General features: G+C 41.0%; 20 protein-coding genes and 2 tRNA genes. 9 read left to right on the forward strand and 13 right to left on the reverse strand.

Annotation, left to right across the window (positions count from 1 at the left end):
• On the reverse strand, window positions 1–534 hold a 534-nt coding region (locus IV71_RS07735), incomplete at its 3' end, for a BRO-N domain-containing protein (RefSeq protein WP_082621255.1).
• 12 nt (window positions 535–546) lie between these two features.
• The gene (locus IV71_RS03900; RefSeq protein ID WP_010691491.1) at window positions 547–780 is read right to left on the reverse strand and encodes a helix-turn-helix transcriptional regulator; all 234 of its coding nucleotides are present in this window, start codon (window positions 778–780) and stop codon (window positions 547–549) included.
• Window positions 781–919: 139 nt separating this feature from the next.
• On the opposite strand from IV71_RS03900, the gene IV71_RS03905 reads away from it, so the two are divergent.
• The 8 genes from IV71_RS03905 to IV71_RS03940 all read left to right on the forward strand — a co-directional run bounded on the left by IV71_RS03905 (window position 920) and on the right by IV71_RS03940 (window position 7286).
• Window positions 920–1633 carry a LexA family protein gene (locus IV71_RS03905; RefSeq protein WP_010691490.1) on the forward strand — a complete coding sequence of 238 codons (714 nt, stop codon included), beginning with the start codon at window positions 920–922 and terminating at the stop codon, window positions 1631–1633.
• Window positions 1634–1648: 15 nt separating this feature from the next.
• The gene (locus IV71_RS03910) at window positions 1649–2455 is read left to right on the forward strand and encodes an SHOCT domain-containing protein (protein ID WP_082139159.1); all 807 of its coding nucleotides are present in this window, start codon (window positions 1649–1651) and stop codon (window positions 2453–2455) included.
• A 47-nt stretch (window positions 2456–2502) separates the two neighbouring features.
• Window positions 2503–3054, forward strand: a complete 552-nt coding sequence (locus tag IV71_RS03915) for a DUF5067 domain-containing protein (RefSeq protein ID WP_010691488.1) — start codon at window positions 2503–2505, stop codon at window positions 3052–3054.
• 70 nt (window positions 3055–3124) lie between these two features.
• Complete coding sequence (locus IV71_RS03920; protein ID WP_010691487.1) at window positions 3125–3394, forward strand: NINE protein; 270 nt, start codon at window positions 3125–3127, stop codon at window positions 3392–3394.
• Window positions 3395–3452: 58 nt separating this feature from the next.
• The gene (locus tag IV71_RS03925) at window positions 3453–3947 is read left to right on the forward strand and encodes an MscL family protein (protein WP_010691486.1); all 495 of its coding nucleotides are present in this window, start codon (window positions 3453–3455) and stop codon (window positions 3945–3947) included.
• A 67-nt stretch (window positions 3948–4014) separates the two neighbouring features.
• Complete coding sequence (locus IV71_RS03930) at window positions 4015–4335, forward strand: DUF898 family protein (RefSeq protein WP_010691485.1); 321 nt, start codon at window positions 4015–4017, stop codon at window positions 4333–4335.
• 62 nt (window positions 4336–4397) lie between these two features.
• Complete coding sequence (locus IV71_RS03935; RefSeq protein ID WP_056995018.1) at window positions 4398–6017, forward strand: SIR2 family protein; 1620 nt, start codon at window positions 4398–4400, stop codon at window positions 6015–6017.
• A gap of 201 nt (window positions 6018–6218) precedes the next feature.
• On the forward strand, window positions 6219–7286 hold the full coding sequence (locus tag IV71_RS03940; RefSeq protein ID WP_010691484.1) for a site-specific integrase: 1068 nt from the start codon (window positions 6219–6221) through the stop codon (window positions 7284–7286).
• Window positions 7287–7447: 161 nt separating this feature from the next.
• Here the strand turns inward: IV71_RS03940 and IV71_RS03945 are convergent.
• Together IV71_RS03945 and IV71_RS03950 are read right to left on the reverse strand one after the other, a co-directional pair.
• Window positions 7448–7535 (reverse strand) — tRNA-Ser (locus tag IV71_RS03945).
• An 80-nt stretch (window positions 7536–7615) separates the two neighbouring features.
• Window positions 7616–7945, reverse strand: a complete 330-nt coding sequence (locus IV71_RS03950) for a hypothetical protein (protein WP_010691483.1) — start codon at window positions 7943–7945, stop codon at window positions 7616–7618.
• Window positions 7946–8021: 76 nt separating this feature from the next.
• Between IV71_RS03950 and IV71_RS03955 the strand changes: the two genes are divergently transcribed.
• Window positions 8022–8669 carry an NAD(P)H-hydrate epimerase gene (locus IV71_RS03955; protein ID WP_010691482.1) on the forward strand — a complete coding sequence of 216 codons (648 nt, stop codon included), beginning with the start codon at window positions 8022–8024 and terminating at the stop codon, window positions 8667–8669.
• A gap of 34 nt (window positions 8670–8703) precedes the next feature.
• On the opposite strand, the gene rlmH is transcribed toward IV71_RS03955, so the two are convergent.
• The 9 genes from rlmH to tmk form a co-directional block, all read right to left on the reverse strand.
• Window positions 8704–9183: a 23S rRNA (pseudouridine(1915)-N(3))-methyltransferase RlmH gene (gene rlmH / locus IV71_RS03960; protein ID WP_010691480.1), complete on the reverse strand. Its 480-nt coding sequence runs from the start codon at window positions 9181–9183 to the stop codon at window positions 8704–8706.
• Between the two features lie 525 nt (window positions 9184–9708).
• A complete protein-coding gene (locus tag IV71_RS03965) occupies window positions 9709–10470 on the reverse strand; it encodes a M15 family metallopeptidase (RefSeq protein WP_010691478.1) in 762 nt (253 codons plus the stop codon).
• Window positions 10471–10519: 49 nt separating this feature from the next.
• Window positions 10520–10592: transfer RNA gene (locus IV71_RS03970), tRNA-Lys, on the reverse strand.
• Between the two features lie 198 nt (window positions 10593–10790).
• Window positions 10791–11786, reverse strand: coding sequence for a UDP-glucose 4-epimerase GalE (galE, locus tag IV71_RS03975; protein ID WP_010691476.1), 996 nt, complete (start codon window positions 11784–11786; stop codon window positions 10791–10793).
• A 12-nt stretch (window positions 11787–11798) separates the two neighbouring features.
• Window positions 11799–12542: an acyl-[acyl-carrier-protein] thioesterase gene (locus IV71_RS03980; RefSeq protein WP_010691474.1), complete on the reverse strand. Its 744-nt coding sequence runs from the start codon at window positions 12540–12542 to the stop codon at window positions 11799–11801.
• Window positions 12535–13437 carry a 16S rRNA (cytidine(1402)-2'-O)-methyltransferase gene (rsmI, locus tag IV71_RS03985; protein ID WP_010691473.1) on the reverse strand — a complete coding sequence of 301 codons (903 nt, stop codon included), beginning with the start codon at window positions 13435–13437 and terminating at the stop codon, window positions 12535–12537. Before rsmI ends, IV71_RS03980 begins: the two co-directional genes overlap by 8 nt.
• A 2-nt stretch (window positions 13438–13439) precedes the next feature.
• Window positions 13440–14399 (reverse strand): DNA polymerase III, delta prime subunit, encoded by a 960-nt coding sequence (locus tag IV71_RS03990; protein WP_010691472.1) that lies wholly within the window; start codon window positions 14397–14399, stop codon window positions 13440–13442.
• Window positions 14399–14722 (reverse strand): cyclic-di-AMP receptor, encoded by a 324-nt coding sequence (locus tag IV71_RS03995; protein ID WP_010691471.1) that lies wholly within the window; start codon window positions 14720–14722, stop codon window positions 14399–14401. Before IV71_RS03995 ends, IV71_RS03990 begins: the two co-directional genes overlap by 1 nt.
• Before the next feature lie 3 nt (window positions 14723–14725).
• Entirely contained in the window at window positions 14726–15376 is a 651-nt protein-coding gene (gene tmk, locus IV71_RS04000; protein ID WP_010691467.1) for a dTMP kinase, read from the reverse strand.
• Window positions 15377–15378: the final 2 nt, after the last annotated feature.

Here is a 15378-nt window from a genome sequence, read left to right on the forward strand (position 1 = left end):
TCCACGTTCGTCACGATCGATATGATGCAAAGCTCCATACTGATGAACACGTTTAGATACTGCTCGTGCAATAGCGTTACTATCAGTAGCCGTGATTACTTGGTTTTCAATATAGGTATCTACTTTTGTTTCGATACCATGTACCTGTTCCTTAAGCTTGGTTGTCCCTTGGGCAATCAACGCAATCTTTTCGAAGTCATCCATTGGCTGAACAGAATAGCTACCCGTCTTGCGAATGCTTGGCAGCACTTCTGACGTGACCCAGTCCTGGAACTTTTCTGCTTGTGGGCTATTAGCCTTAATCGCTAACTTATACAATTGCGGTTCCGTGATGAAATCACCACGTTTTACCAGTTGTCCAGAAGTGGACAATCCAAGGTATTGATTAAGCCTTGACCATCGAACGACTTCGTTGCCACTTTTGGCAACGGTCGTAATTCCAACACCTTTAGCCACTGTTTCTGCGTCGAACAAAATTTGTCCGTTTTCTTCTTTGACCTTCAGGTTGTCAAATACCTTTACTTCATTTGCCATGTTGGCCTCCCATCAGCTAATTACTTTTTCATTCTGTACAACAAGAATTACATCTTTTGCAAAAAAAATATCGTTTACTGTTAGTCCGTTTCCGATCGCCTTTGTGATCTTTTCCATAGTCTCTTTATTCGGGTTTGAACCATTTAGAATATCAGTAATCGTCCCTCGAGAAACTTTTGCTTTTTTTGACAAAGAAATATTGCTAAAGCCATAGAAACCCATAATTTTTCTTAAATTATTGTTCATTTCGCTCTCCTTTCTTTAACTTATGTACTAATCATACAACAAGAATTACATATTGTAAAGCGTAAATTACATAATAATAATATAAATGTATAGTAAACTGTACATATAGTAAAGCAAGCAATACATAACGGGTGTAAATATGCTGAATAATAATCAATTAGCAATCAAAATAAGCCAGCTTAAAGGCAGTGATAGTTACCGAGAAATGTCACAAAAAACTCATGGCAAGGTATCGCATTCTTATTTCAATACACTAATCAATGGTGACACTAGAAATAAGCAACCAATCAAGCCAAGTCCTGACAAGCTTCGTGCTATTGCTGATGCGTACTCTTTGAAAACAAGCTATAAAGAATTAATGACATTGGCTAATTATGATGATGATGTACAAAACATACCCAATGAATTAACTATCAGTTCTACCCCATCTACTGTATCTATTCCTATCTATGGTCGCATCTCTGCAGGATACCCCGAAGGCGCTAAAGAAGACATCGAGGGTGATATTGATGTTCCTAATAGAATATCTAATCGCTACTCATCTGATGAGCTAATCGCTTTAAGAGTTAATGGCGAAAGTATGAATAAAGTCATCCCCAATGGTGCTGTTGCTATTCTTGCAAAAATCGATAAATGCGATATTACTAACGGTGACATCTGTGGGGTCATTATTGACGGAGAAGCCGCTACACTCAAACACGTGTATCAGTACCCTGATCGTATTCGATTTGAACCGGATAGTTGGTTGAAGGAAGAATTTAAGCCTTTTGAGTATAATAAAGAAGACGTCGAGAACGGACAGCCACCTATTCAGATTATTGGCAAGCTAGTCCATCAGCAATCATCATTTTAATTGAAAGGATTTTTTATGAAATGTGCTTTATGTGGCAACAAGACAACAATGTTCACTTCATGGCCGGTTAATGTCGGCCATGGATTAATTGAAAAAATTGATTCTGCATGCTTATTAAAATTAGGAATTAAAAAAACAGATATAAGGTCACAAAATGCAATTAAACGCTTTTCAATTGATTCCCTAAGAAAAATGATTGAAAACGGTGAAAACTTTTCTTATTCAGAATATAAATCAGAATTAAAGCATCAAAAGAATCTTAATAAGGAAAATTATGAAAATTATTTCGCCGAATTTAAAGAAAATGGAAGTGTATATTATCCTTTAATTTTTAGATATGACACAAAGCAAATATTCTTTGCTTTAGACTTTTTGCAAAATGTATACCAGATTCATTCATTTTCAGAAATTGCTGATTTTAAGATAGATAAAAATGAGACGTTTATTTCAAATACGAAAAAAGATATCAGCTTTTCAAAAGGAATAACTGGCTATTTAATTGCGGGTTCTACTGGCGGAGTAATCGGAGCTAGTTCTGGAAATTCAAACACTAAAACCCTTAAAGAAGTTTCAGCCATCACCTTTACTATTCGATTTTACGATGGAAGTTACACATCATTTGCTTTAAGTGGCCATACAGAAGATGTTGCTAATGCAAATAAAATTGAATTAGAGCTCAAAAAAATTGTCAACGAAAATAACTCATCATCTTCAAAATCAAACAATCTATCTGACCTTCGTGAATTAAAGTCATTACTTGATGAAGGTATTATCACCCAAGAAGAGTTTGATTTGAAGAAAAAAGAAATACTTGGTATCTAAAAGATACGCATGTTAAATATTCATATTTGTAGCTTAAGGATAGAGTAGTGAACAATAAAAAAATTCATCAACATTTATGGTTTTGGATTATGGCCATGATAACTATTACTTCAATTGGTATTGCAGCATACGTTGTATCTAACGATGGCGAATTACCAGATTTGAAGCATCAAAAGGCTGAAAATAATAAGTGGCATTTTAAGGGTAATACATTTTATGCTGGAAAACTAAATACAACCTTTACTAAAGGCGAAATTATTGACGGTATGAACGATACAAAAATATTTGTTTTGCATGGTAACATGACAAACATTTCTAAGGAAGAAGCTGATGCACAAGCTATGTATGCCGTTGTTCATGCATATCAAAAGACGGATTCAAAAAATCAGAAATTAGATCCTGGGGTACCTGCTGTTAATGATGATTTCAGTATCCCCTATCAATCTGAAAGTGATAACTTAAATCAAAGTGTATTGCCTGGCAAGTCAGTTCCTGTCGTGCTTGAATACACTATCGTTAACAATAATCCTATTACTGTTACCTTTGAGAATTCAACATTCAAAAAAGTTGGTAGTAAAACATACAACATCAAGAGTTAAATAAATGCCCTTTTGGGCGTACATAAACGTGCAAATCTGAACCACGTTAAAAGCTGTTAGGAGAGTTATCATGGAAACAATCATTCAAGGTAACGTTAAAGTAAACAAGATTAACAAGCATGTTTTTGTGTGGGTATGCAACTTCTTAGTCGGCTATTTAGGTGTTGACCGATTCGTTCGTGGCCAAATTGGGCTTGGAATCTTCAAGTTACTTATTGGATCATGGATTACTTTTGGAATCTGGCCATTCGTTGACTTCATTATTTCAATCGTTAAGGCCTATAGCACTTACTCAGATACTCAAGATATCACCTTCCTTAACGGTCGATATTCAAAGTAACAATGCCCTCTCGGGGCGTACATAACGTGACACATACATTAATAAAAGGAAATAACCAATGCCTAAAACAATTACTGAAACGCTTAAAGAAAGCACTACTAAATTTCAATCGAATGGGTCTGCCAAAATTTCAGCATTTAGACGATTTATTTTTGCTCCCAACCTGCTGACCTTTGTCATTTCAGTTGTTGTTGGTAATAGCTTCGGCTCTGCTATTAAAGATTTAATTGCGACTGCCTCTGGTCTTATAAAGATACTAACCGTTTGGCTATTTACCAGTGGTCACAAACTTAACCTTGATTATGCACTCACTCCCCTTGCCTCACTTCTGGACAGCTTGCTTACATTGCTATTCATCGCCATCGTTGTTTTCTATACCATCCAGTTCATTAACAACTACCTTGTTCGTAACAATGATGAAAAATGGGGATATGACCAGGCCCACGTAGATGCCATTAAAATTCAGAAGCTACAAAATAAAAATAACCAACTTGTAGAGGAAAATATAAAGCTGCAGCATGAACTACTAGAAGAATTCCGCAAAAACAAATAAGCTGCACAAGCGCTACAAATATTATCTGCAATACGGAATGACATCAAAAACTGATAGGAGAAATATTATGGAAGAAAAGTTTGGTCGAAACTCTTTTTTTGACGGTGGCCTAGCTAGCCTAATCGGATGGAGCCTGTTGGGTTGGATCCTAACAGTTTGTTCTTTTGGTATCCTTTACCCATTGGCACTAGTCCTTGTATATGGATGGAAAATAAATCACACCGTAATTGAAGGCCATCGTTTACAATTTAACGGAACAGCCTTAGGGCTCTTTGGCAATTGGATCAAGTGGCTCTGCCTTATTATTATCACACTTGGAATTTATAGCTTTTGGGTCCGCATCAAATTAGAAGATTGGAAAGTCAAAAATACAACGTTCCTGAATTAGCATAAAAGCACTTATGTTGTACACATACGTGCAGGACGGAAACAGGCTAAAAGGAAAAGTATATGGGAATTCAAGAACTAAAGAAAAATAATCAATATCCAATTATATTCGTTGGATCAGGCATTTCCAAAAGATATATTAAGAACTCTCCAGATTGGTTAAGCCTTTTAAAAGAATATTGGGAAAAACTAGATGAAGACACCAATTTTTATTCTTTTTTGACAAAAATAAAAGAAAAAGAATTAAACGATGATAATAAAGATGATATAAATTTTATTGTTAATGCTAAGGCTGCTTCAATTATTCAAAAAAAATTCGACGAAAAATATCTTCTTCAAAATAATCTTGTTCCTAATCTGACACCAGAAAAGGTTTATCGAGAAGGAATTTCTCCATTTAAATTCTCACTATCAAAAAGATTTTCATCATTAGATTATTTGGAAAATATGTCTAGTGAATTAAAGGAATTCACTAAAGTTATTAAAAAATCTCGTATGGTGATTACTACAAACTATGATTGCCTTATTGAAGATTTAATTGGCAAAAATAGTGAAAACATTGACCTGTTTATTGGTGGTGAAGGATTTTTTAGGCAAACAACTAGTTGGAACGAATTATATAAAATTCATGGGTCTATCTCTGATCCTAATTCACTAATAATAACTGAAAATGACTATAAAAAATTTGAATATGATTCAATAATTCTAAATGCAAAATTACTAACAAGTTTAGTAGATTCGCCAATTATTTTTATCGGATATTCACTTAGCGACAAAAATATTAGATCATTATTACAAGAATATTCAAAGAATATCCCTACAAATGTCTCTAAAATGGCTGATCGTATAACCGTTGTTGAATATGAACCCAATATATCTTCATTAGAAGAAAATATCGAGCATGATCAAGAATTAGGAATTACTTACAACAGAATTACCACTGACAATTATTTAAGCCTTTTTGAAAATATTTCTAAAATAAATCAAGGTGTATCACCAGCATTTATAAAAAAATATCAAAAACAATTTAAAAACATAATTGACGTAAAAGGTAGGTCTGGCGAATTGGATACCTTTTTAACTTACGCAAGCAATATAGATTCTCTACCTGAAGATTACAAAAATCGTAATACAGCAATAGCTATTGGTGAACAAGGAACTCTTTTTATGGTACCAAATATAGTTGACTACCTAAATGACTACTTATTAGATAAACAAAAAATATCATTACAAATTTCAATAAAATTCTTAAATAACCAAACATCTGGAGCTCAAATACCTTATAAAAAAATAATTGATGAACTCAACAGTTCTAACGATATTACATTGACAACTAAGGACAAATTAAGGATTGATAAGCGTATAGAATCAACACGAACATTAGAGTGTCAAATTAATGCAATAAAAATAAATATAAAAGATAAATATTTCTTATCAAAAAGTATACATGAAATATGGAATAGTAAAGAACTAAAAGAAATAAACAAAATTAAACTTATTTCCAAAACAATTAAAAACCATCCTAAAGATATTGAAAATTTCATCCTTCAAGAAGCCTTACCACAATTCACAGAATTATACAACTCTGGAGCAAAAAGTAATGGTGTACATAGTGCGTATCGTAAACTATTTGTTATGTACGACCTATATAAAAATGGAAATATTGATACCACTATTAAATAAAAATGCACACCAGATTGATTAATTACAATCTAGCATGCATTGCTAAACAGACGGACACCACTATGTGGCTCATCTGTTATCAAACTAAATGTTAACACACCATATTTAATACCTCAACTTAAAAATTATTCATATTACTTAAAATCATATAAAACAGATAGGCCCTTAGGCCTTTTTATTTGTACCAAAAAGGAGTAAATCATGGCTAGTATATACAAAAGAGGCAAAACTTGGACAGCTAGTGTATCAACAAAAGTTGACGGACAGCTACGTAAAAAGACTAAATCTGGGTTCTCGACTAAAACAGAAGCCAATAAATGGGCCACATCTATTGAACAATTAAAAAACACAGGGAAACTGCCATTTGGCGACAGATTGTTTAAAGATGAATACTGGTCGTGGTATACGGTCTTTAAAGAGCCTCATATCGAGACAAACACTAAAAGCTGGTATATTTCTACATACAGACTGATTAGCGCACAGTGGCCTAATATGAAACTGTCAGAGGTTACTGTGCGCGAGATGCAACTTCTCATTAATGGTTATGCAGAAAGCCATGTGAAGTCCTCTGTTACACATATAAAAAACATGATTGGGGCATTCTGTCGGTATGCCGTTGACGAAGGAATGCTTGCAAAAGATATTTCCAGAAACATCGTGGTGTCTTCAAAAAAGAAAAGTGCCGGACGAGATACAAAGTTCTTAGAACATGATCAATTTCTAAAATTAATTGAAGCAGCTAAAACACAAAATAATATTGCTTCAAAAATGATACTAACTGCCTGTTACTCAGGATGTAGATATTCTGAAATCGCTGCATTATCTTGGACTGACTTCGACTTTAAGAAAAATACCATCAGTATCAATAAGTCATGGTCACCAAAAGATAGTGCCATTAAGGGAACTAAAACTAAAACATCAGTTCGAACAATTGATATGCCAGAAGAATATATGAATATTGCTAAGAACTGGACTTTGCCCGATAAAATAATGTTTGCTGGAATAAATGGTAAACCACTGACTGATGGATCTTGTAATGCCAAGCTGAATAAGCTACTTTCTACTTTTTCGACAAGTAAATTAACTATGCATGGCCTACGGCACACACATGCCAGTTACTTGTTAGCCAATGATATTGATATTCAATATGTGTCAGAAAGACTTGGTCATGCTGGAATCGAGATAACGATGAAGGTATACGCTCATCTGATGAATGAGAAGCGTGACAAAGAAAAGGACAAGACAATTACACTGTTGGAAAACTTGTAGCAAATTTGTAGCAAAACATTTTTATTTTTTGTATCTAATGCTATTTATAGGTTCTTAGGATTTATTAGTAATAGTGCTTACAAACGCCTATGTATCAACTATCAACGATGCTTAAAAACAAAAAAGGCCATATACCGCTATTTGCAGTATATGGCCTGTAGTGGAGAAGAAGGGATTCGAACCCTCGCACGCTTTAACACGTCTACACCCTTAGCAAGGGCGCCTCTTCAGCCTCTTGAGTACTTCTCCAATAACAGATAATACTATACCAGATTATCCGCTAGCCGGCAAGAAGTTCTCCACCCGCTCAGCCAAAGAAAGTCGTGTTCTTAGCGCGCAATCGATTTCATGATGGCCAGGTTGAAATGGTCCCAAACACCCTGATCATCTTTTTTAAAGTCTTCAATTAACGATTCGTTGATTGGCTTAATCACACCAGCAGGCTTGCCATAAACGTCGGTCAGGGCAAGGTTCCCCTGGTCATCCCATGCAACGGTATAAAACGTCCCGTCCATCCGGTAGTCAAGAATTTGTTCGAGACTACGCTTCAGCGTCCGCTTGATCACTTGATCTTCTGTCACCTGCTCACCACGGGCGTTCAAGATGGCGACCTGGTCCTTTACTTGTTGGTAGTCATCAGCCACATCCAAATTATCCATGACCCATCTCCTTTTATATGTAATTTCTGTTCTTCTATATTATAATAACTGTATCTATTATACTAAGGTGAAAAACATGACACAACTCGTAACTGGCGAAGAAATGAAGGCCATTGAAACTTACACGATTGATGAAGCTGGTTTGCCAGCTGCCGTTTTGACAGAGCAGGCTGCAATGGCCGCACTGCAAGTCCTAGCGGCAGGCCGCTTTGACTTATCAAAGGTGCTCGTTTTGGCCGGCCTTGGTCAAAACGGCGCCGATGGCGTAGCCTTGGCTCGCCTTCTTCACCAAGCGAAAATACCAGTCACCCTCCAATTCGTTGGCAACGTCAACCGGGCCAGCCAATCTGTCAAAGAACAACTCAAGGCAGCCGAGGCGTGCGGTGTCACACGAGCCGAGAAATCAGACTTTAAAGAGCCGTCCCTCATCATCGATGCCATCTTTGGCACCGGCTTGAATGCTGATTTGCCAGAAGGTCTTCAAAAAATGCTCAAGGCGGCTAACCACATCGAAAACACCGTGGTTGCCTTGGACATGCCAACGGGTATCGATGTAAACACCGGCGACAGCCACGGGGCTGCCTTAAAGGCGAAGGCCACCATCGCCTTCGGTTACCAAAAGGTGGGCACGTCGCGCTCCCTTGGTAAAAAAATGGCGGGTCGCGTCATTGTTCAATCGGCCGGTTTGATTACACCGAATGATTTTGACTTTTCAATTCAATAATTGATTCAGCTAGGAGTGGTTGCTCCTAGCTTTTTTATTTGTGGTAGGGCGAACCGACCTCGATCATTTGGGCCCGGTAGATTTGCTCCATCAAAACCAGACGCATCAATTGATGGGGCAGCGTTAATAACCCAAAGGAGAGCAGTAAATCGGCTCTTTTTTTGATTTTATCCGTTAATCCAAATGAACCGCCAATGATAAAAGTCAGGGTACCATGTCCTGATAGCTTTGCCTGCTGGAGCACTTTGGAGAACTTCTCTGAAGGTAGCTGCTTTCCCTCAATCGCGAGCACAACGACGTAGTCACGTTCGCCTATTTTTGCCCAAATGCGGTCGCCTTCCTTTGCCATGATTTCCTGGTTCTCTGCCTCCGACGCCTTTTCCGGTGTTTTTTCATCAGCTAACTCAATCATGTCAATCTTTGCGAAACGCTGCAAGCGCTTCTGATACTCCGCAATGCCCTCTTTTAAATACTTTTCTTTCAGTTTTCCCACTGTAATTACTTTAATTTTCATTTAAATTATCTCTTTTCATTTTGGTCTAAGCCAAAAAGTTATCCCCACTTTTTCGACTTATCAACGGACTTATCCACAGTTTTCCCAAAGAAATACCCGGATTTTATGCAATCTACACGACTTTTCCCCAACAAGACTCGTTATCAACGTCAAAAGACTCCATTCTTTTCCAAAGTCAGAAAGGGCATTAAATCAATCTTTTTCCCCAAGTTACCTTCTTTATCCCCAGACTTATCCCCAACTGTTGATAAGCACATTTGTTCGCTACCTTTTCGTAATGAATCCTTCGGGTTTTACCGTATGTTTACCTAGCAAAAGCCAGTCATCATGTTAAATAAAGTTTAAAGACAAACCGGAAAGCCGAACAGCTCTTTTCGGAATAAGCCTACGCATAAAGTTTACCTTAAAACAAGCGAACACGCATTCTTTAATTGGTCTAGTTGTAAATTCGTCATCACCTGTACTTGACTTTTTTGGCGCCCTTTACCTAAAAAAAGCCCGATCGCAATCGGACTTTTTAACGCCTTAACGGCCGGCTTCTTTTAGTGCTTTCACATAGGCTTCAAGCGTGAGATGGTGTTTCACCATGTATTTGGCGTTTTCCACGCCAACATAACGGAAATGCCAGGATTCATAATCAATCCCCGTTTGCTTGATTTGACTCTTCTCCTTTGGATAACGTAAGACAAAGCCATAATCCGCCGCGTGTTTGATTAACCACTGCTGTGAAGCGAACTGATCCATGTTGGCTTCCAAGTTCGGGTACTTTTCAAAAGCATCACTGCCAGCCATATCGACGGCTAAACCAGTGTGGTGTTCTGAGGAGCCTGGATTTTGGACAACTGCCGCTGTCGCTTTTTCCGCTTCGGCATCCGTCATCCCCTGGGCAATGTTGTTCTTCTTGACGTTTTCAAAGACTTCTTTTTGGTACTGAATCGACCGGTAGCCCGAAATCAAGTTCGTTTGGTAGCCGGCCGCCCGGGCACCATTTTGAAAGTCCAAAACGGCCTGCTTAATCCGTGCATTGACCGTTATGCCACCAACCGTTGCCTTTTCAAAATTCATTTCGGAGGAAAGGGGGTGCCACTTATTGACCAAGACAAGGTCCCAATCAGTGGACTTCACACCCTTTGGTAAATCAGTTAGGTTCTTGGTTTTTGCCGAATCGTTCGTACTTGAAGTACTCTGTTGCTGATGCCCTGTTCTCATGAACAAGAACCCACCCAGAACAATCGCACAAACCAAAGCCAAGGACAAAATGGTTAACAATCTCTTTTTACGTTTCACTTTTTCCTCCTATGTACAAAAAAAGGACCGGCTACGCCGGTCCTTGGGATGGTCAGTCAGGGGCTCGAACCCTGGACCCACGGATTAAGAGTCCGTTGCTCTACCAACTGAGCTAACTAACCATGGTGTCTTTATCAACAAAAAATATCATACCATAGCCGAACAGCGCTGACAAGACTTTTGTCTGGTTTTTTTACGATTTTTGGTAATCGGTTCGAGCAAACAGCAGCAAGACGCCATCAACATTCTTGCCAATCATACTGCCTCTGTCCAACAGAGGGAAACAAAAAAGAGCTGACCGAAGTCAACTCTTTCAATCATTACTTTTTGTCGTCATAACCATTTGGGTGCTTCTCAACCCAATTCCAGGCCGTCTTGATAATGTCTTCCACATTGTCATAGTTCGGCTTCCAGCCTAGGACCTCACGGGCGGCCGTTGAATCCGCCACCAAAATGTCAGGATCCCCAGCACGACGTGGACCGACTTTTGCCTGAATATCAACACCGGTTGCCTTACGGGCTGCTTCGACCATTTCCTTAACGGAGAAACCAGTTGCTGAACCCAAGTTAAATTGAGCAGATGGCTTACCTTCCTTCAAGTAATTCAAGGCCAAGATGTGCGCATCGGCCAAATCAACGACGTGGACATAGTCACGGACGTTAAAGCCGTCTGGGGTATTGTAGTCATCCCCGAACATCTCAATGTAATCGCGCTTACCAGAAGCGGCTTGTAAGATGATTGGTACCAAGTGGGTCTCTGGTTCGTGATCTTCACCAATGGAACCGTCTGGCATAGCTCCCGCCACGTTGAAATAGCGTAAGGCCACCCATTTAATACCATAGGCCTGATCAGCCCAACCCATCATCTTCTCCATCATCAACTTGGATTCACCATAGGGGTTGATGGGGTTTTGTGGATCCGTTTCCTTAATTGGAATGTGAACGGGGTTACCATAGGTAGCGGCCGTTGATGAGAAGACAATCTTCTTCACATTGTGTTCCTGCATGACCTCGAGCAAAGTCACCATTCCGGCCGTGTTGTTATCAAAATACTTCAAAGGCTCTGCAACGGATTCGGGCACGATTGAAAAGGCTGCAAAGTGAACGACGGCCTCGATGTCTTCCTTGTCAAAGACTTCGGAAAGGGCCTTCTTGTCACGAATATCAACTTCGTAGAACTTGGCTTCGGGTGCTACCGCCGCGCGGTGTCCCTTGACCAAGTTATCAACAACAACCACGTCTTGACCATTAGCCAAGAGTTGGCGAACCATGTGAGAACCGATGTAGCCGGCTCCACCCAATACTAATACTGACATGTTTGTCCTCGCTTATTTTTTATCCGCAGGGGCCCAATGAATCACGGCCTCTGCTGCTGTTTGATCACCGTTTAACACACGGTGCCTCGTCTCATTATCCCCCATCACGACTTGGGAATCAACATGGTGACCATAGTGAACCTCATTCTCGTAGCGAATGGAGAAGCCCGTTGCCTCGTGCTCCTTCAAAAAGTCGAGCGGTAACACATCGACCATCCACTCCAGATACTTCGAATTATTCACGTGACGGTTGCCATCAATGTCCAAGAAACGGACTTGGTAGGGTTTATCAAAGTCGATTGGCTCGTCCTTAATTTTCGGAATTCGAACCATCTTTGGTAAACGTTTTTGTTCGTTTCCCCCGTAAGGTTTAACCAATTCGAGTGGTAACTTGACCATGTGCCGTTTTTCAAGGTCAATCAGGGCCCACAGTGAATCGATGTCGATGATGACTTTGCCAGCCGCGTCCTTAAAATAAAAGCCACGCTGGGCAAAGTATGAGGACCACTCACCGGCTTTCGTCTCGATGGTCAATTCTTCCCCCAGAACGGGGCGACGTAAAATTTTAACGTCGTATTGTAAAATCACCCAGCCCAGTCCCCATTTGTCGGTTTCTTGATAACCGACCTTGAGGTACTCCCCTTGTTTACGTGAACAAAGAATGGCTAAATTCAGAATCATTGAAAGGGATAGCTTGCGGGTGAGGTCAACTTGATAATACTCAACTGGACGTTGAATGGAATAGATATTAGCCATTTTCTTCCTCAATGTGATGATAACTTTTATAGAGATCCTGTCGGTTCAAGCCGTTTTCTTTGGCCACCTGCTTGATGGCTGCGTTCGGCTTGAGCCCCTGGTCAATGAGTGCTTGGACCGCTTCTTCAGGATTTGCCGCGCTGGTGTCTGTCGTGTCAGCAACAGCTTTTGGTGGAACACCCGAACCGTCCGACCGCCCCTCAACTAACAAAACAAATTCACCACGAATGTCATTTTCCTCCGCCCACTGGACGGCTTCAACGGCCGTCCCCCGAAGAAACTCTTCGTAGCGTTTCGTTAGTTCGCGAGCCAGTACAATGCGACGCTTCTCGCCGAGCACTTCGACCAAATTCTGCAAGGTCTTTTTCAAGCGATGGGGCGCTTCATAAAAAATCATGGTTTCAGGGCGCCACGAAAGATCCTGCAACGCCTGAGCCTGCTCCTGTTTCTTGCGTGGTAAAAAGCCATGGAAGTAAAAGGGCTGTGGCACCAATCCTGAAGCAATTAAGGCTGTAATTCCGGCGGAAGCACCAGGAATTGGCACAACGGGCACGTTCGCCTCAATCGCTTGGGCCACCAATTCCTTTCCCGGATCTGAGATGGAAGGTAGGCCGGCATCGGAAACTTGCGCAATGGACTTACCAGCAAGGAGTTCTTGTACCAATTCTGGTGCCTTTTCCTGCCAGTTATGCTCGTGAAGCGAAGTCTTGTTATTCTTGATATCAAAATAGTTCAAGAGCAACTGCGTATGCCGAGTGTCTTCGGCCGCAATAACATCCACCTCTTGGAGAACTTCGAGGGCCCGAGAAGACATGTCCGAAAGATTACCAATGGGCGTACCCACAAGGTAGAGCGTCCCGGTGTCATGAGTTGTAAAAGACTTTTGTATCTGCATCGTTAACCTAGTAAAATGGCGCATTCAAGCGCAGTTTTTTCAAGCTTTGATTGCAAAGCTAATTGTACGTTCTTTAGTTTATCCAAAGATAAAACGTTTTCGAGGACGGCCTGCAATTGATCCGCTTGATAACGTTCCGCCGCTTTTTTATAAAAACCAACTAACTGCGGAAAGTATAAAACGGGTTGGTCGACCGTCTTTTGCATAAAGAGATCACGAGCGAGCTGTTGCAGCCAAAGCAGCACTTGCTCTTCCTTTTCCTTGTCATCAATCAATTTAATTAACGTCGTTTGCAAGAAAACCATGGAAGACACATCTCGGGCAACGACTTTTTCAAACCACTTAAAGACTGCGGGTTGAGCCGTTTCCTGGAAAACAGCCAAACTAGCGGCCGCTTCCTTTGCTACTTCTGGACTAGGCAGTAGGTGGACGACCTGGGCCCGTGATACGATGGTTTGCAACACATCATCGGCTTTGTTGGCTAATAGAATAATCAACTGTGGTCCGGCCGGTTCCTCAATGAACTTCAGCAAGGAATTGGCGGCCGCGGTCGTGAGCGTCTCCACTCGATCGATGATAAAGACCTTGACGGGCGATTCTAATGCCGTTGTGGTCAATTCTGGGGTAATGGCGCGAATTTGGGCAATCTTAATGGCTGCCCCCTTCTTCTCCGGTAAAACCGTGACCAAGTCCGGGTGGTCAAGGCGACTAATCCGCTCCTGTGTTTCCTCATCATCCCCCAGCACCATCGAAGCAAAAGCAAGGGCCAAGGCCAACTTCTGTTGATTACCGGGTCCTGCTAATAGATAAAGGTGGGACCGTCGGTCTTCAGCCACCGCCTGTTGCAACTGCTGGATGTTTTCGGGATACGATTCCTTAGCAAGTGTCAAAAAATCGGCCATCTCAAAAACGGCCGATTCTTCCTGCTTTGCCGCAGCGACTTTTTTCTTCGTCGCTACCATTAGAATTGATAAAAGTCATCGATCGTTTGCGTGAAGACCGTTGCTCCACCAACTTCGATTTCAACAGGAAAGGCAGCTGCGCGCTCTCCTTCAACACCCATTGGGGGAACCATGAACTGCTTGCGCTTTTGCGAAACAGACTTGATGATGTCGAGCACTTCCTGCACACGCTCGTCGTCAATGGCTACTAGAAAAGTCGTGTTCCCTGAGCGCAAAAAGCCACCAGAAGTCGCCAAGCGAGTTGCCTGAATCTTGTTTTTCACCAAAGCGTTTGCCAATTTTGTGGCGTCCTTGTCCTGTACAATCGCATTAATCAGTTTCATCGTTTACCTCCAGTTTTCCAGTAAAATTGCTTTAACATCCTCTAAAACCTTGTCGGCCGGTTGGTTGGCATTAACGGTTTTAATCCGTTCAGGATTTTGTGCCGCCAATTCCAAATAACTCTCGCGAACCCTCCGGTGAAAGTCAAGATTCTCTCGATCCATCCGATCAATCTTGCCAGTTCGGTGTTTGAAAACTCGTTCTAATCCGATTTCAACGGGTAAGTCCATGTAAATCGTTAATCCTGGCTCAACAGCCTGACCCGTTTCGGGATTTTCAATGGCGTAGTCATTGATAGCCTGAACAGCCTGCATTCCCAATCCTCGGCCACCACCTTGGTAGGCCAAGGAAGAATCCAAGTAACGGTCAGAGACCACGACAACCCCATCATTTAGAGCCGGCAAGATGGTCTGTACGACGTGTTCACGACGAGAAGCCGCAAGCAGCAACACTTCCGTCCGGGCATCAATGGCTGGCTCCTGCTGTTCTTTCAATAAATCTCGAACAGCCTCAGCCAGGGGATTGCCACCCGGTTCCCTTGTCGTCACAACGACTTTACTCGTCAGCTCTTCAAGGAAAGGCAGCACGGCTTGAATGGCCGTTGTTTTCCCAGCCCCTTCGGGCCCTTCAAAGGTGATAAAATTTGCTTTTTTCATAC

The organism is Fructobacillus fructosus KCTC 3544 (assembly GCF_001438695.1).
Lineage (GTDB): Bacteria > Bacillota > Bacilli > Lactobacillales > Lactobacillaceae > Fructobacillus > Fructobacillus fructosus.